Annotated in this window: 12 protein-coding genes; 10 read left to right on the plus strand and 2 right to left on the minus strand. The window is 70.4% G+C overall.

Annotated elements, in window-relative coordinates; translation table 11 throughout:
* Window positions 1-4 precede the first annotated feature (4 nt).
* From ABZ842_RS35385 to ABZ842_RS35425, 9 genes are all read left to right on the plus strand, one after another.
* Window positions 5-6,967, plus strand: coding sequence for an amino acid adenylation domain-containing protein (locus ABZ842_RS35385; protein WP_361546691.1), 6,963 nt, complete (start codon window positions 5-7; stop codon window positions 6,965-6,967).
* On the plus strand, window positions 6,964-7,206 hold the full coding sequence (locus ABZ842_RS35390; protein WP_361546694.1) for an MbtH family protein: 243 nt from the start codon (window positions 6,964-6,966) through the stop codon (window positions 7,204-7,206). The genes ABZ842_RS35385 and ABZ842_RS35390 overlap by 4 nt, the downstream gene beginning before the upstream one ends.
* Before the next feature lie 81 nt (window positions 7,207-7,287).
* Window positions 7,288-8,640 carry a hypothetical protein gene (locus ABZ842_RS35395; RefSeq protein WP_361546697.1) on the plus strand — a complete coding sequence of 451 codons (1,353 nt, stop codon included), beginning with the start codon at window positions 7,288-7,290 and terminating at the stop codon, window positions 8,638-8,640.
* An 18-nt stretch (window positions 8,641-8,658) separates the two neighbouring features.
* Complete coding sequence (locus tag ABZ842_RS35400; RefSeq protein ID WP_361546700.1) at window positions 8,659-9,717, plus strand: ornithine cyclodeaminase family protein; 1,059 nt, start codon at window positions 8,659-8,661, stop codon at window positions 9,715-9,717.
* 2 nt (window positions 9,718-9,719) lie between these two features.
* Window positions 9,720-10,100: a nuclear transport factor 2 family protein gene (locus ABZ842_RS35405; RefSeq protein ID WP_361546703.1), complete on the plus strand. Its 381-nt coding sequence runs from the start codon at window positions 9,720-9,722 to the stop codon at window positions 10,098-10,100.
* Window positions 10,101-10,138: 38 nt separating this feature from the next.
* Window positions 10,139-11,116, plus strand: coding sequence for an ATP-binding cassette domain-containing protein (locus ABZ842_RS35410; protein WP_361546706.1), 978 nt, complete (start codon window positions 10,139-10,141; stop codon window positions 11,114-11,116).
* A complete protein-coding gene (locus ABZ842_RS35415; protein WP_361546709.1) occupies window positions 11,113-11,901 on the plus strand; it encodes an ABC transporter permease in 789 nt (262 codons plus the stop codon). The genes ABZ842_RS35410 and ABZ842_RS35415 overlap by 4 nt, the downstream gene beginning before the upstream one ends.
* Before the next feature lie 63 nt (window positions 11,902-11,964).
* The gene (locus ABZ842_RS35420; protein ID WP_361546712.1) at window positions 11,965-12,756 is read left to right on the plus strand and encodes an alpha/beta fold hydrolase; all 792 of its coding nucleotides are present in this window, start codon (window positions 11,965-11,967) and stop codon (window positions 12,754-12,756) included.
* On the plus strand, window positions 12,740-13,840 hold the full coding sequence (locus ABZ842_RS35425) for a branched-chain amino acid aminotransferase (protein ID WP_361546715.1): 1,101 nt from the start codon (window positions 12,740-12,742) through the stop codon (window positions 13,838-13,840). The genes ABZ842_RS35420 and ABZ842_RS35425 overlap by 17 nt, the downstream gene beginning before the upstream one ends.
* An 8-nt stretch (window positions 13,841-13,848) precedes the next feature.
* Here ABZ842_RS35425 and ABZ842_RS35430 read toward each other — a convergent pair whose 3' ends face one another.
* The gene (locus ABZ842_RS35430) at window positions 13,849-15,003 is read right to left on the minus strand and encodes a Dyp-type peroxidase (RefSeq protein ID WP_361546718.1); all 1,155 of its coding nucleotides are present in this window, start codon (window positions 15,001-15,003) and stop codon (window positions 13,849-13,851) included.
* Between the two features lie 88 nt (window positions 15,004-15,091).
* Between ABZ842_RS35430 and ABZ842_RS35435 the strand changes: the two genes are divergently transcribed.
* Complete coding sequence (locus tag ABZ842_RS35435) at window positions 15,092-16,438, plus strand: right-handed parallel beta-helix repeat-containing protein (RefSeq protein ID WP_361546721.1); 1,347 nt, start codon at window positions 15,092-15,094, stop codon at window positions 16,436-16,438.
* A 139-nt stretch (window positions 16,439-16,577) separates the two neighbouring features.
* Here the strand turns inward: ABZ842_RS35435 and ABZ842_RS35440 are convergent, their stop codons facing one another.
* Window positions 16,578-17,384 (minus strand): hypothetical protein, encoded by an 807-nt coding sequence (locus ABZ842_RS35440; protein WP_361546723.1) that lies wholly within the window; start codon window positions 17,382-17,384, stop codon window positions 16,578-16,580.
* Window positions 17,385-17,516: the final 132 nt, after the last annotated feature.

Below are 17,516 nucleotides of genomic sequence, written 5' to 3' on the forward strand. Positions count from 1 at the left end.
CGGTGTGACGTTGGCAGAGCTGTTCCAGGGGCAGGTGGAACGCGACCGCGACGCGGTCGCCGTGGTGGCCGGGGACCGGGAGGTGTCGTACGGCGAACTGGACGTCTGGACTAACCGGTTGGCGCACTGGCTGATCGAGCAGGGCGTCGGGCCCGAGCGGCTGGTCGGCCTGGCGTTGCCCCGGTCGCTGGAGCTGGTGGCGGCGATCCTGGCGGTGGGCAAGGCCGGCGGCGCCTACCTGCCCATCGACCCGGAGTTCCCGCCGGAACGCGTCGAGTTCATGCTGGCGGACGCCTCACCGGTGCTGGTCGTCGACAGCGAGGCACTGGCCCGCGACGTCGAGCGGCATCCGCGGACCGCTCCGGCGGTGACGGCGTCGGCGTCGAACACCGCGTACGTGATGTACACGTCCGGCTCCACCGGAGTGCCCAAGGGCGTAGCGGTGACCCACTCCGGGATCGCCAGCCTCGCCGAGACCCTCGTCGAACGGTGCGGCGTCCGCCCCGGTAGCAGAGTGCTGCAGTTCTCGTCGTTGGGCTTCGACGCCCTGGTGTGGGAGTTCGTCCTGGCGTTCCCGTCCGGCGCGACCCTGGTCGTCCCGCCCCCCGACCGCCTGGTGGGCGAGCAGCTGGGTCACGAGCTGTCCGGAGTGAGCCATGCCCTCGTCGTGCCGTCCGTGCTGGCGACGGTGCCGGAGGACTTCGCACAGCGGACGCCCGACCTGGAGATGCTCGCGGTGTGCGGCGAGGCGTGCGCTCCGGAGCTGGTCTCGCGATGGGCACCCGGCCGCTGGATGGTGAACGCGTACGGCCCCACCGAGAGCACCGCGAGCGCCACCGTCAGCGACCCGTTCACCGGCAGCGCTGCACCGATCGGCCGGCCCGTGCTCAACACCCGGGTGTACGTGCTGGACGACGGACTGGGCCTGGCGCCGCCCGGTGTGGCGGGGGAGCTGTACATCGCCGGTGCCGGCCTCGCCCGCGGGTACCTGGGCCGGTTCGGACTGACCGCCGAGCGGTTCGTCGCCGATCCCTGGGGGCCGGCCGGTTCGCGGATGTACCGCACCGGCGACGTCGCGCGGTGGAACCGCCACGGCCAGTTGGAGTTCCGGGGCCGGGCCGACGAGCAGGTCAAGATACGCGGCTTCCGCGTCGAGCCCGGCGAGGTCGAGTCAGCGCTGGCCCGACACCCGCAGGTGGCCCAGGCCGCGGTGATCACCCGCGAGGACCAGCCCGGGGACAAACGCCTGGTGGGCTACGTCGTCGCCGCGACACCCCAGGAACCGGGTGCCGGGGCCCAGGTCGACGAGTGGCGCGAGCTGTACGACTCGGTGTACTCCGCCTCGGCCGACGCGGAGTTCGGCGAGGACTTCACCGGCTGGAACTCCGCCTACTCCGGCGAGCCGATCCCGCTCGACGAGATGCGGGAGTGGCGGGGCGCCGCGGTCGACCGGATCCGCGCGTTCGGACCGCGGCGGGTGCTGGAGATCGGCGTCGGCTCCGGCCTCCTCCTGTCGCAGTTGGCCGGTGAGGTGGGGGAGTACTGGGGCACGGACCTCTCACCCGTGGTGGTCGAGCGGCTGGCCGATCAGGTGAGGCGGGCGGGTCCGGCCGCACGGGTCGAACTGCGGTGCCAGGCCGCCGACGACGTGTCGGGACTGCCCCGGGGACACTTCGACACGGTCGTACTGAACTCGGTCGTACAGTACTTCCCCAACGACGACTACCTGACCCGGGTGCTGACCGGGGCGCTGGAGCTGCTGGCCCCCGGCGGGAGGATCGTCGTCGGCGACGTACGCCATCTGCAGTCGCTGCGGATGCTGAAGACCGCGATCCAGCACGCCGCACACCAGGACGCCCCGCCCTCGGAAGTGCGCGCGGCCGTCGAGCACGCCGTCCTGGTGGAGAAGGAACTGGTCGTCGACCCGGAGTTCTTCACCGCGCTGGCCGCCGTCGACGAGCACATCGCCGGGGTCGACGTACGGCTGAAGTCCGGCCGTGCGCACAACGAGCTGACGCGATACCGCTATGAGGTGGTCCTCCACAAGGCTCCCGTGGACGTGGTCACGTTGGACGCGGCGGCCCGCGTGGCGTGGGGCCGGGACGTCACGACCCTCGACGAACTGGCGGACCGGCACGAAACGGTACGCGTGGTGGGTGTCCCCAACGCCCGGGTGGCCGCCGAGGCCGCCGCGGCACGGAACTTGTCGGCCGGCGGGCCGGAGCGCGCCACGGGGCCCGACCTGGATCCGCAGGAGGTCGTGGACTGGGCCGCCGCACGAGGCTGGGGCGCGGTCGTGACCTGGTCGGCGGGCTCCGTGGAGAGCTTCGACGCCGTCGTGCTGCCGTCCGGGCCGATCTCCGGACAGGCGTTGTCGGGCGTGTTCACCGCTCCGGGGACCCCCGGTCGCCGACTGGTGAACGACCCGGCAGGATCACGGGGGACCGCGGAGCTGACCACGTCGTTGCGTGGATACCTTCGCGAACGGCTGCCCGAGTACATGGTGCCGGCCGCGGTGATGGTGGTCGGTCACCTGCCGTTGACGGTCAACGGAAAGTTGGACCGTGCGGCGCTCCCCGATCCCGACTACGCGCGGTCGTCCCGGTACCGGGCCCCCGGCACGCCACAGGAGGAAGTGCTGTGCGGCCTGTTCGCCGAAGTGCTCGGCGCGCCGCTGGTGGGCCTGGACGACAGCTTCTTCGACCTGGGCGGCCACTCGCTCCTGGCGACACGGCTGGTCAGCCGGGTCCGCACGGTGCTGGGCGTGGAGCTGCCGATCCGGGCCGTGTTCCACGCGCCCACGGTGGGCGGGCTGGCCCGACAGCTGACCGAAGGGACGGCGGATGCCCGGCCGGCACTGAAGGCCCGCCCGCGGCCGGAGGTCCTGCCGTTGTCGTTCGCGCAGCGGCGGCTGTGGTTCCTGCACAAGCTGGAGGGCCCTTCGGCGACGTACAACATCCCGCTGGCGCTGCGGCTGACCGGCGACGTGGACCAAGGCGCGCTGCGCGCGGCCCTGCAGGACGTGGTGAGCCGGCACGAGGCCCTGCGCACCACGTTTCCCGACGTGGACGGAGCGCCCCGGCAACAGCTGATCGACCCCGACGCGGTGGAGGTGGACTGGGAGGTCCGCCGCGTCAGCGACGAGACGCTGGGGGAGACGTTGGCGGCGGCAGCCGGGCACGGCTTCGACCTCGCCGTGGAACTTCCGGTACGGGGCTGGCTGTTCGAGCTCGAACCCGCCGAGAGCGTGCTGCTGGTGCTGCTGCACCACATCGCGGGCGACGGCTGGTCGATGGGACCGCTGGCCCGGGATCTGATGACCGCGTACGGCGCCCGGCGAGAGGGCCGGGAACCGGCGTGGTCACGACTGCCGGTGCAGTACGCCGACTACACCCTGTGGCAACGGGACCTGCTGGGCGACGAGGCCGACCCCGACAGCGTGTTCAGTCGGCAGACGGACTACTGGACCCGCCAACTAGCCGGTCTGCCCGAGCAGATCAGCCTGCCGTGGGACCGGCCGCGGCCCAAGGTCGCCACCCACCAAGGCGACCACCTGCTCTTCGAGCTGGATCCGCAGCTGCACTACCAGCTCACTGAGCTCGCGCACCGGCTGGGCGCGACGGTGTTCATGGTCCTGCAGGCGGGCATGGCGGCGCTGCTGAACCGGCTGGGCGCCGGCACGGACATCCCGCTGGGCAGCGCGATCGCGGGCCGCACCGACGAGGCACTGACCGACCTCGTCGGGTTCTTCGTCAACACGCTCGTCCTGCGCACCGACACCTCCGGCGACCCGTCCTTCACCGACCTCGTCGACCGGGTGCGCGAGACCAGCCTCGCTGCCTACGCCCACCAGGACATCCCCTTCGAGTACCTCGTCGAGCTGGTCAACCCCCAGCGCTCCGCCGCCCACCACCCGCTGTTCCAGGTGATGCTGGCGCTGCACAACGTCCCTCCGGCGGAGGTCGACCTGGTCGGTCTGGCGGCCCGTTCCGAGTTCGTCAGTACGGGCACGTCGCGGTTCGACCTGTTCTTCAGCCTGGTCGAGTCGCACGCGGCGGATGGTGCCTGCCGGGGCGTCAGCGCGCTGGTGGAGTACTCGACGGACCTGTTCGACCGGGACACGGTGGACGCCCTGGTGGATCGGTGGACGCGGCTGCTGCACGCGGTCGTGACCTACCCGGACCTGCACATCGACGACATCGCGCTGCTCACCGACGACGAACGGACCCGGCTGCTGGCGGACGGCACCGGTGCGGTCGTCGACGTCCCGCCGGTGACCGTGCCCGACCTGTTCGAGGCACAGGTGGCTCGCACCCCGCAGGCGACGGCGGTGATCCACGAGGACGTGTCCCTGTCCTTCGAGGAGCTGAACGCGCGGGCGAACAGGCTGGCTCGACTGCTGATCGGGTGCGGTGCGGGCCCCGAGCGCGTCGTCGCCGTCGTCCTGCCGCGCTCGGCGGAGTTGGTCGTCGCGATGGTGGCCGCGCTCAAGGCGGGTGCCGCGTTCCTGCCCATGGACCCCGACCAACCCGTCGAACGGATCGCGTCCATGGTGACGGACGCGGACGCGGTGGTGACCGTCACGGCAGGGGAGCCGGCGGAGAAGCTGTCGCACCTCTCGCACCTCGCGCACGGACAGCTACTGGTGCTCGACGAGCCGGCGGTCAGGGCAGACCTGGAACAGCAGTCCGCGGCCAACCCGACCGACGCGGACCGGTCGTGTCCGCTGCGGGGACAGCACCCGGCCTACCTCGTGTTCACCTCCGGTTCCACCGGCCGGCCCAAGGGCGTCCTGATGCCGTCCGACGGCCTGGTCAACCTGCTGACCTGGCACGGGGACAACCTGCCTGTAGTACCGGGCACCAGAACGGCGCAGTTCACGGCGGTCAGCTTCGACTACTGCGTGCAGGAGGTGTTCGCCACGCTCGTGCACGGCAAGTGTCTGGTGGTCCCCACCGACGAGGCGCGCAGGAATCCCACGGATCTCGTCCGGTGGATCGACCGTCACCGGGTGAACGAGATCTACGGTCCGCTCCTGCCCATCGAGGTGATCTGCCAGGCCGCCCGCGAGACGGGCAGCGACCTGCCCTCCCTGACGGACGTCCTGCAAGGCGGGCAGGACTTCAGGCTCAGCGACCAGTTCCGCGAGTTCTACGGCGGCCACGACGGCCGGCGCGCGCACAACGTGTATGGACCCGCCGAGACACACATGGCCACCGGGCTGTCCCTGGACGGCGCGGTGGACCGGTGGCCCACGGCCGTGCCGATCGGCCGGCCGATCGCCAACGCGCGCGTGTACGTGCTCGATGCCCGCCTGGACCTGGTGGCGCCCGGTGTCGCAGGAGAGCTGTACATCGCGGGCGCCGGCCTGGCGCGCGGATACGCCGACCGGTTCGCCCTGACTGCCGAACGGTTCGTCGCCGACCCCTGGGGGCCGGCCGGCTCGCGGATGTACCGCACCGGTGACGTCGTGCGGTGGAACCGGGACGGACTGCTGGAGTTCGTGGGCCGGGCCGACGAGCAGATCAAGATCCGCGGCTTCCGCGTCGAGCCGGGCGAGATCGAAGCGGCGCTCACCCAACACCCACTGGTGGGTCAGGCCGTGGTGGTGGCCCGTGAGGAGTCCCCCGGCGACGAACGCCTCGTGGGCTACGCGGTCCCGAGCGCCGAGGCGACCGTGGAACAAGGACGGCCCGTCGAACCGGCCGAACTGCGCGAGTTCGTGGGACGGCGACTGCCGGAGTACATGGTTCCGGCCGCGGTGGTGGTGCTTGACGAGTTGCCGCTGACGGTGAACGGAAAGCTGGACCGGGCCGCGCTGCCTGCCCCGGACTACGGGGGGTCCGCCGGTGGCCGGTCTCCGCGGACACCGCAGGAGGAGGTGCTGTGCGGCCTGTTCGCCGACGTCCTCGGCCTGCCCGACGTCGGGGTCGACGACAGCTTCTTCGAACTGGGCGGGCACTCGCTGCTGGCCGCGCGGCTGGTCAGCCGGATCCGCGCGGTGCTGGGCGTGGAGATGGCGATCCGGGCGATCTTCGAGTCCCCGACCGTCGCCGGGCTCGCCGTCCGCATGGACGTGGGCGACCAGCAGGACGCTTGCCGCGTCGTGATGCCGCTGCGCCGAAGCGGGGACCGACCGCCGCTGTTCTGCATCCATCCGAGCGGCGGGATGAGCTGGTCGTACGGGGGACTGCTCAAGTACCTCAGTCCGGACCTGCCGGTCTACGGCATTCAAGCGCGCGGATTGGGCGGGGACGACCCGCTGCCCCAGTCGCTTGAGGAAATGGCCGACGACTACGTCGACCAGATCACTGCTATTCAACCCGAAGGGCCCTACTACCTTCTGGGATGGTCCTACGGCGGAATCGTCGCCCACGCCATATCCGCCCGCCTCGAACGGCAGGGCCGCTCGGTCGCCCTGCTGGTGCTGGTCGACGCGTTCCCCTCGCCGTCGATCGACGAAAAGGTGGTCGAGGAAGTGACCGTCATGGAGTCATCGAAGGTCTACGTCGAGGTACTGAGGGCCTACGGCGTCGAGGACGTGGACCCCGAACTGACCTACGCCCAGTTCGTGACGCTGCTCCGGGCGGAGCAGGCCGGGCTGGCCATTGCCGACGAGAGTTTGTTCGAATCCTCGCAGCGAGTCATGAAGAACTGCGTTCGACTCGGCTCGGAGTACCAGCACGAGAGGGTGTCGGCCGATCTCCTGGTGTTCGCCTCGACCGTCGTCGAGGGCCCGCGCGTTCCGTCCGACTCCGCCCGCTCCCCATTGAGCAGGGGATCGTGGGACCAGTACACGGACGGTGACATCACGTTCCACACCGTCGACACCACGCATGCGCGCATGATGCAGCCGCACGCCCTCGCGGTGTTCGGACCCACCTTGGACATCGAGCTTCGCGCTGCCTACGAGAGTTCCATGAGCAATTCCACGCAATCGACCCGCGAAAAGGAGCGGTCAACGTGAGCAATCCATTCGAGGACCCCGACGGAACGTACCTCGTTCTCGTCAACGACGAGGGCCAGCACTCACTGTGGCCCGCATTCGTGGACGTTCCGACCGGCTGGCACAAGGTGCTCGGCGAAACCGACCGTGACGCGGCACTGAAGTACGTCAACGACAACTGGACCGACATGCGCCCGAAGAGCCTGATCGCGGCGATGGAACGCGGCGGACGTGACAACGAACAGAAGGTACGGGGATGAGGACCGCGATGTGCCGAACACGTCTAACTGCACAGTGAGGTGGACGCCTTGTCTCCAGAACAACGGGAGCGGAGTACGCGGATGCGCAACCACCGCGGTGTGATCGCCGAGCACTACCACGCGTTACAGAGCCTCGATTCCATCGACGCGGCCCGGGCCGCCATGCCGGTCGCCCCGGGCACCAGGAGCGCTCTGCTCATCGGCCTCTACCAGTCGGTCGAGATCGGTCTCCACAACGTGGTCCAGCTGCTCGACCGCGCTGCCGGCCACCTTCGCGACCACGACATCGCGGCGTGCGCGATCGACCTGCACTGGGTGCGCAGCTTCCATCGCGTGCTGGTGCGACTGAGCCTGGCGGCGCGCCGCATCAGTGCCGGCTGGGACGGCGAGGCACCGCGATGGGCGGTCGACGCCACCCCGGCCTTCGCCGACTTCATGGGGGTGCTGCGGCGCTTCGACGGCGCACTGACCCACCTCGCCGACCAACCGGAGATCGACCTGGGCGAGGTCATCGCGGAGCGATCCCTCGACGACGCGTTCTTCGCCGTACTGCACTGCACGCGGATAGCGAACCACGACGCGCGGGTGTGGAGCGCCAACCTGGGAGCCTCCGTGCATCCGGCGCCCCATCTCGCACCGGATCAGCTGCTCGCGTCGGATCACGTCCGGCAGGCGGTCTTCGAGCACCAGCTGACCGGCAACACCTACTTCACCCAGTTCCGGGCCCTGCACCAGATCCCCGAGCTGCTTGTCCGGGAGATCAACGACCGCGTCGAGATCGCGATCCGCAGCGCCCGCGCGGGCGACATCACCGCCGCGGTCGACGTGCTGGACGGCGCCGAGGAGCTGTTCGACCCGATCGAGGCGTGCCTGCCGCCGATCGTCGACAACCTGAGCACGTACGACTACCACCAGATCCGGGAGAACCTGGGTCTGACGAGCGGCAGCCACTCGGTGAGCCTGCGCTTCCACCTGTTCACCGAGTTGTACGAGCAGCTGGTCGAGGCGATCGCGGACCGGGCCGAGGCGGACGGCGACCACCCGCTGCTGCCGCGACTGCGACGGCACGCGATGGGCCTGAACGTCTTCATCTTCTCCTGGCGGGACATGCACCTGCACCTGCCCCGCAACAACCTGGGCGGCGCGGAGACCAAGTCGCTGACCGGCGCACAGGACGCGGTGCGGACCGTACGCAAGATGCGGGACAACGCGGCGTCGAACGACCCGGTGGCGCAGCTGGAGAAGCGCGTCCAGGTACCGAGCAGTGCCGTCGGGCCGCTGGCGGAGTACCTCGACGGCCCGGAGTCGTCGGACGGGCTGCTGCTCACCGAGACCGGGAAGGTGACGCAGGCCAACTTCCGCGACGTTCAGGAACGGCTGAACGTCTTCTCGCAGCCCTGTCCGTTCTCCCGACCGCCGCGTCGTGTCGTCTAGCCAGTCAACGGAGGAACCATGGACACGTTGCTGATCGGCCGGGCCGACGTGGAGCGCGTGCTGGCCGAGGTGGGGCGGGACGTGCTGATGGACCGTGTGATCGAGCGCCTGACCAAGGGTCTCACGGAGCTCGGCCAGGGCGGGCACGAGTTCTCTCCGCCGCGCGGTGGATTCGACCGGCACGACCCGGTGCCCGGCGTGCTGGAGTGGATGCCGCACTTCGTGTCGGGACAGGGCATCACCATCAAGACGGTGGCCTACAGCCCGGAGAACCCGCAGCGCCACCGACTGCCGACCATCGTGGGCACCCTGGCCCGGTACGACTGCGTCACCGGCAGGTTGCTCGCGCTCGCGGACGGCATCGTCCTCACCGCGATACGCACCGGAGCGGCCTCGGCGGTGGCGTCGTCGCTGCTGGCCAGACCGGACAGCACGGTCGTGGGCCTGATCGGCGCCGGCGCTCAGTCCGTCACCCAACTACACGCCCTCACAAGGAGGTTCCCCGTCGAGCGGGTGCTCGTGTGGGACGTGCGCACGGAGAACGCGGCGAGCCTGGCCGCACGAACCGCGTTCCTGGGCGTTCCGGTCACGATCGCCCGGCCGAAGGACATCCTGGCGCGGGCCGACATCATCAGCACGGCGACCTCGACCGGTGTGGGGCAAGCACCGGTGGTGCCCCACGGGGAGTACCGAAGCCACCTTCACATCAACGCGATCGGCTCGGACCTCGTGGGCAAGACGGAATTGCCCCGAAGTCTCCTGCGTGCGGCGTTCGTCTGCCCGGACCACCCTGAACAGGCCCTGCGGGAGGGCGAGTGCCAACAACTGGTCGGGGACGACGCGGCGCCGGGAGTGATCGGACCCAGCCTGGGAGAGCTGTGCGCGTCAGCCGCCCGGGCCGCAGCGAACCGCGACCGCCTGACCGTCTTCGACTCCACCGGATTCGCCCTGGAGGACCATCTGGCGCTGGACGTGCTGTTGGAGATCGTGGACGAGTTGGGAATCGGGTCGCGGGTCCAGTTGGAATCCCGGCCCGGTGATGCATTCGACCCCTATTCCCCGACGGGGAGTGGATAGCGGTGGTCAGCCCTTCGCCAAACACCACGGACGAATCCCCTGAGAAGCTCGTCGGCGAGCTCTTCGACGTCATCGACGGATGCCGCTGGAACGAACTCGGCACGGTGTTCGGAAACGAATGCACCTATTGCCGCCCCGGATACGAGCCGCTCGTCGGACTGCCGAGGGTCGAGCACTTCTACCGCAGGGAGCGCATCATCGCTTCGGGCCGGCACCAGGTCGACCACGTCGTCAGCGACACCGACACCGTCGCCTGCTGGGGCAGGTTCGTCGGAACGAGCCGGACCGGGCAGCCGTTGAGCGAGGAATTCGCCGACGTCTACCGGGTTCGCGAAGGAAAGATCGTCTTCCGGAAGACCTTCTTCTTCCGGGCCGCCATCTGATCCGGAACCGCAACACGGCATCGCGGAGAGGAATCAACATGACCGAACATTCGAAGGCGGCGATCGCCGCCTCCGGGCTGTGCAAGTCCTTCGGCGATCACGTCGTCCTCGACAGCATCAACGTGACCGTCGAGGAGGGCACGGTGTACGCGATGCTGGGACCGAACGGTGCCGGGAAGACGACGACGGTGAACATCCTGACGACGCTCCTGACCGCCGACGCCGGTTCGGTCGTGATCGCCGGACACGACATCGCGGTGGACGGCGACGCGGCCAGGGCCGCGATCGGCGTCACCGGCCAGTTCTCCGCAGTGGACAATCTCCTCACCGGGCGGGAGAACCTCCAGTTGATGGCGGACCTCCGGCACCTCGGCAAGAGGGCGGGTCGCGAGCGGGTGCAGCGATTGCTGGAGGAGTTCGACCTCGTCGACTCGGCCGCCAAGCCGGTCGCGACCTACTCACAGGGCATGCGCAGGCGGCTCGATCTGGCGATGACGCTGGTCGGCGACCCGCGCGTCATCTTCCTCGACGAGCCGACCACGGGCCTCGACCCGCGCAGCCGCCGTTCGATGTGGGAGCTCATCCGCGAGCTCACCGCTGGCGGCGTCACGATCTTCCTCACCACGCAGTACCTCGAAGAGGCCGACGAGCTGGCCGACCGGGTCGCCGTGCTCGACGGCGGTCGCATCGTCGCGGAGGGCACGCCGGAGTCGCTGAAGCAGCGGGTGCCGGGCGGACACGTCCAACTCCAGTTCGCCGACGCGGCGGCCCTCGCCCGCGCCGCCGCGTGCTTCGAAGGCGCCACGTCCGACGAGGACGCGCTGACCCTCAGCGTGCCCAGCGACGGCAGCCCCGGCGAGCTGCGGGCCGTACTCGAACGCCTCGAACGCGACGACATCGAACTCGACAGCCTGTCGATGCACACCCCCGACCTGGACGACGTGTTCTTCGCCCTCACCGGGAGCGGGAAGACGGCCACGTCCGTCACCAACTCCCCCGAGGAGGCCGTGCGATGAGCTCCTTGACCTACGTCGTCCCGGATGCCTGGACGATGCTGCGCCGCAATCTGAAGCATCTGCTGCGCTACCCGATCATGATGATCGTCTACGTCGGCCAGCCGATCTTCGTCCTCCTGATGTTCGTCGGGGTCTACGGCAACGCGCTGGGAGCGAGCGCGCCGGGCACGGACTACATCGAGTTCGCCGCGCCCGGAGTGATCCTCATCACCGTCAACTTCGGCTGCACCACCACGGCGTTCAACGTCAGCACCGACATGACCTCGGGCATCGTCAGCCGCTTCCGCACCATGTCGATCTCCAGGGCCGCGATCCTCGGCGGACACGTCCTGGAGAGCCTGATCCGCACGATGGCCAGTGTCCTCGTGGTCGTCGTGGCGTGCCTGCTGCTGGGGTACCGCTCAAGCGGCGGGATCCTCGGCTGGGTCGCCGCCCTGGCACTCGTCGCGCTGCTCAGCTTCGCGGTGACGTGGCTGGTGGTGGCGCTCACCCTGGCGGCCAAGACGCTCCAGCAGGCCACCAGCAACACCCTGATCTTCCAGTTCCTGCCGTTCTTCAGCAGCGCGTTCGTGCCCACGGACACGATGCCCGCCGTGGTGTCGTGGATCGCCCGCTACCAGCCGCTCACCCCCATCATCGAAACCATCCGCGAACTGCTCGCCGGTACCTCGGTCGGAACCAGCGGACTGGCCGCGCTGGCCTGGTGCGTCGGCATCGGCGTCGTCGGCTTCCTCTGGTCGATCCGGCTGTTCGGGCGCGACGCGGTCCCGGCCGGAGCCCACTGAGCCAGGCACCTACATCGCGCCCCCAGGGAACGGCCGGCCCCGGCCACTGAACAAGGAGAACGCGTGGATCCCGTGAACGCCCGCTGGTTCGCGCCGCAGGAGGCGGCACCGGACACCGCGGCGCGGCTGTTCTGCCTGCCGCACGCGGGCGCGGGCGCTTCGGCGTACCGCGGGTGGCAGGCAATGGTCGGCCCGGATGTCGAAGTGGTGCCCGTGCAACTTCCGGGCCGGGAGTCCCGGTTCGCCGAGCCGCTGGTCACCTCCGCGAGTGCGATCGCGCAGGGACTCGCCGAGCCCTTGGCGGAGCGGGCGGCCGGCAAGCCGTTCGCGCTGTTCGGACACAGCATGGGCGCCCTGCTCGCGTACGAGTTGACGCACGAGCTCGTACTGGCCGGCTGTCCACCGGTCCACCTCGTGGTTTCGGGGTGCACGGCGCCGCACTTGCCGTCGCTGACCGGAGACGAGGTGGTGCACCGGCTACCGAACGCCCAGTTGGTCCAACACATCGAGGCGCTGGAGGGGACGGCCGGTGAGGTGCTGGACCAGCCGGAACTGTTGGAACTGCTGCTGCCGGTGGTGCGGGCCGACTACGAACTGTGCGAGACGTACCAGTTCGTCGATCGACTGCCGCTACCCGTGCCGGTGACCGCGCTGAGAGGGACCGAAGACCCGGACACGCCCGGGCCGAAGCTGCGCGCGTGGGACGAACTCACGACAGCGCCGTTTCAGGCCATCGCCTTCTCGGGCGGCCACTTCTACCTCAAAGCACATCTCGACGGCGTCACCGAAATCGCTCGTGCCGCAGCGCTCCGGTCGACGCGGGAGGAGGGAGCCTCGCGTGACGGCGAGACTTGAGTTCGGAGAGTCGTTCACCGACCACGTCGTGTTGCTGACCTGGACCGCGGAGACCGGCTGGGAGAGCCCTCCGCGGGTACAGCGCTTCGGCGCCCTGCCGTTCAGCCCTGCTACCGCAGGACTCCACTACGGCCAGGTGGTGTTCGAGGGTCTGAAGACCTACCGGCGCAGGGACGGGAGCCTCGGGACGTTCCGACCGGACGCGCATGCACGTCGCTTCCAGCAGTCGGCCCGACGCCTCGCCATGCCCGAAATGCCGGAAGGACTCTTCCTGGCAGCCGTGGACGCGTTCGTGGCCCGGGACGGCGGGGCGCTACCGACCGACGACGAGCGACTGAGCCTGTATCTGCGGCCGGTGCTGTTCGCCAGCGAGGCGTCCCTGGCGCTGCGCCCGGCCCGTGAGTACACCTTCCTGCTCGTCGGGTTCGTGACCGGCGGGTTCTTCTCCGACCGCGCGGATCCGGTGTCCGTGCTGGTCAGCCGGGAGTATGCGCGGGCCGCCCCCGGGGGCACGGGTGAGGCCAAATGCGCCGGGAACTACGCGGGTGCCTTCCTCGCCCAGCAGGCGGCGGCCGACGCGGGCTGCCAGCAGGTGGTGTGGTTGGACCCGGTGGAGCGTCACTGGGTGGAGGAGATGGGGGGCATGAACCTGTTCTTCGTCCGGGGGGCCGGACCGGACGCCGCCGTGGTGACGCCCCCGCTGACCGGCACGCTGCTTCCCGGCGTGACGCGCGACTCCCTCATGACGCTCGCGGCGGAGCGGGGCCACGGTGTCAGCGAGGAGCGGATCTCCGTCGACCAGTGGCGGGAGGAGTGCGTGGCGGGCGTCATCACCGAGACGTTCTCGTGCGGCACGGCGGCACTCGTCACACCGGTCGGCCGGGTGCGCGACGGTGAGCACGACTGGCTGATCGGAGGAGGCGAGCAGGGCCCCGTGACGAAGGACCTGCGGGCGGCGCTCTCCGGCATTCACCAGGGCCGTGCGCCCGATGCGTGGCAGTGGGTGCGCCACCATCCTCACCCGGCCGGGACGCGACGAGTCGTCAGCAGCGAACAGGGCGCGGCGGGACGGGCGGGACGGTGACGGCGGTCTCAGCCGAACAGGCGGGAGCCGAGCGGATGCCGTTGGTCGAAGCCGGGGAGGATCAGGAAGGTCGCACTGGCGGTCGTGGTGGTGAAGGGCAGTAGCGCGTCCGATGCGTCCATGCGGGTGAGCGTGGCCGTGAACGTCCGCAGGTCGTTCTGGAAGCTGACGAAGAGCAGGCCGAGGGGTTCGTCGGTGCTGTAGGAACGGCGGAGCATGTGGCCGACGCCGACCGCGGTGGGGTTCGCCCGCCGCACGTGGGCGTCCACGGGGACGAGATAGCGTCCGTCGGGAGTCTTGGCGGCGAGTTGCGGGCCCGAGGCGACCGTGCCGCCGGACAGGGGGACGCCGCTGTCCCGGCGACGGCCGAAGACCGCCTCCTGCTCGGCGACGGACAGGGCGGCGAACCGCGTCAGGTCGAGTTCCATGCGCCGCAGTACGGCCAGGGTTCCGCCGGCGACCGCAGGAGGGCCGGCCAGCCACAGGTCGCGTTCTTGCTCGGCGGTCGTGTGCGGGCCCACGATGCCGTCGATGAAGCCGAGCAGGTTGCGGGGTGCGGTGAGACCGTCGGCGACGGGCACTTCCGTGCCGCGGCGTCCGGACTGCCGCCAGCGTTCGCGGACGCGGTCGCCGGCCCGGTCCAGGAGGGCTGCGGCGACGACGGGCAGGAGCAGCGCGTCGCTGGCGCAGATCTGTAGCAGCAGATCGCCGCCGCGCGCCTGCGGGGCGATCCGTTCGCGGGAGAACCGCGGGAGGTCGGCCGCGCCGGGCAGCGTGGCGCCGGCCGTACGCACCAGCCGTGGACCCACGCCGACGGTCACGGTCAGATCGCCGGGGGCCAGACCCAGCAGCTGCGGGTCGGACCCGGCGGTGAGGGCGCGGACGGCCTCGCCGAGTTCTGCCAGCAGCGGGCCGGGCGCCACCTCCGCGCCGAGGTCGGCGACCACGGCGAGCAGGTTGCGCTGGGCCGATCGGGGAAGCGCGATGCCCGCCTGGTGCCGGCCCGTCGCCGCGACCTTCGCGAGCGGGGCTGCCGCGGAGGAGTCGGGCCGGTCCGACCGGGCGGGTTGCGGTGAGCACCCGGCGACGAGGCCGGCTGCCAGCGCGACGCCGGAGACGTCGAGGAACGCGCGGCGTGACGGATGGTGATCGGCGCGGTGCATGATGGGTAGGGTGCCATGCCCGCACTTCCGCGCACTGCTCAACTGTCCTATTCCCGCGTGGAATTGTCCGCCGTGCCAGACTGGGATCATGTCTCGATTAGCTCTTCGCGTGACGGCGGCGGTCCTGGGCGCGCTGTCGCTGGTGGTCGGCTGTGGTGGCGGCGGTGGCGACGACGACGGATCGGACAGGGGCCGGCGGCCGGAGGGCGCACAGGTGACGATCCGGGTGCCCGACGACGCCCCGACGATCACGGACGCGGTGTCCCTGGCCCGGCCCGGCGATCTGGTGCTGGTGGCTCCCGGCGTCTACCACGAGTCGGTGAAGATCGACACGGCCCGTGTCACGCTGCGCGGCGAGTCCCGGGGCGAGGTCGTCATCGACGGCCAGTTGCAGCGGCCGAACGGGGTGGTCGTCACCGCCCCCGGGGTGGCCGTCCAGAACCTGACCGTGCAGAGGAACACACAGAACGGGGTGCTGGTCACCGGCTCGGCGGCGGCGGTCGCCGGCCTGCCGGGGAGCGGCGGATACGACACCGGTGACGAACCCGTCCGCCTCCTGGAGTCGTTCCTCGTCTCGCACGTCACGGCGACCCGCAACGGCCTGTACGGCATCTACGCGTTCTCCGCCCAGAACGGCGTCATCGAGCACTCCTACGCATCGGGCGGGGCGGACTCGGGCATCTACGTCGGCCAGTGCAAGCCGTGCCGGATCGTGGTGCGGAACAACGTCGCCGAACTCAACGCGGTCGGTTACGAGAACACCAACGCCAGCGGTGAGCTGTACGTGGTCGGCAACCGTCTGGTCGGCAATCGCGTCGGGCTGACCGTCAACTCCGACCACCAGGAGAAGCTGCTCCCGCAGCGCGACACCGTCGTCGCCGGCAACCTGATCGCGGACAACCAGCAGAAGCTGACCCCCGTGCAGGCCGACGGCGGCTGGGGCATCGGCATCGGCGTCGACGGCGGCAGCGAGAACGAGTTCGTCCGCAATCGGATCACCGGCAACACCAACGTCGGGTTCATGATCACGGCGACCGCCGACCTGACGGCGGACCGCAACCGGATCGCGGAGAACGCCTTCGCCGGCAACGGCGTCGACGTCGGCTGGACGTTCCCCGCCGCCACCCGAGGACAGGGCAACTGCCTGCTGGCGAACGCGCTTCGGACGACCGTGCCGGCAGGGATCGCGGACACCGCGTCCTGCCCGGTCCCCGCCACGTCGCCCACGCCGTCGGGTAGTTGGAGGAGCCCGACGGCGCCTGCCGGCATTCCGTTCACCGACGTGGCCGCGCCCGTGCCGCAGCCGGAGTTCCCGCAGGCGGCCACCGCCGGCGCCACCGCGGTGCCGGACGCTCCGGTGCTCCCGGACGTCGCGGCCGTCGTGCTGCCGTCGCCGTCGCTGCTCGCCCCCGGTGCACGGGTGCAGACGTCGTGAACGACAGGCCGTAGGGGGTGTCCGCGAAGTCCCGCGTGGCCCGTGCGGCAGTGCCGCGCCTTGGCTGGCGCGCTTGCGCCGTGCGGCGTGCTGCGGTGAGACGTCTGCGGGAACGCGCGCGGGACTTCGCGGACACCCCCTACGGCGCCGGTTTGGCGCCGCCCACGGGCTGGACGGGTACGTACTCGTGGGTGTCGAAGTCGATGACCACCGGCTGCGGCGCGGTGGCGATGCCGGCCCGAACCCGGTGCATGGTGCCGTCCGAGCCGATCCAGTAGCGCACCGTCGGTGACGTACGGGCTTCGTCGCCGGCGTCCGGCCCGTTCATGATGTCCGTCTGACGGCCGTGCACCCGCTCCCGCCCGACCCACTCGGCGCCGTTCTGCGGCAGCAGCGCCGCGTTGTCCGGTCGGTCGTTGCCGAGGCGGAGCGCGATGGCCAGCGAGCTGTCCAGGGACATGCCGGACTTCTGCAGCGGACGCCGGTGCCAACCGGACGCGGGCGGCGACTTCGGTGCGAGCGCCGGGGGTTCCGCCATGGGGTGCACGAGGACCGTGGTGGCCGTCCACTGGATCAGCCCGGAGCTGGACGCGGCGCGGCCGGTTCCGCGCACTACCCCGTAGCCGGTGTGGGTGCGGTAGTCGATGGAGGCGGTGATGGTCAGCTCGCCGGTGGTGCCCGGCACGGCGATGGTCACCGCCCTGCCACCCTTCTGGTAGTTGAGGAACCGGGAGATCGCCAGCCGGTTCACCTCGTCCGAGGTCAGCGCCCTCGGGGCGGTGGGGTCACCGCTGTTGCCGAGGAGGGCGAAGGCGGTGGCCGCAGCAGCCGCGATGGCGATGGCGGCGGCTGCCAGCCAGCGGACCTTGGGCCACCGGCGGCGACCTGTTCCGCGCCCCGGGGCGCCCCGCTTGACGTCGTTGCTGCGTGTTCTGATGCTCCGCACGCGGCGCGACTGTAACAGGTCTTCGCGAAGGCGCCGGGAATGTCTGCGCAACCCCCGGCATGATGCGTCGTCAGCTAGTAGGATCCCGCTGGAATTTGCCGTGTTCGGCGCTGGCGTAGGACGACGTAAGAG

The sequence above is a fragment of the Streptomyces sp. NPDC047315 genome, from assembly GCF_040643215.1.
In the GTDB taxonomy this organism is placed as follows: domain Bacteria; phylum Actinomycetota; class Actinomycetes; order Streptomycetales; family Streptomycetaceae; genus Streptomyces.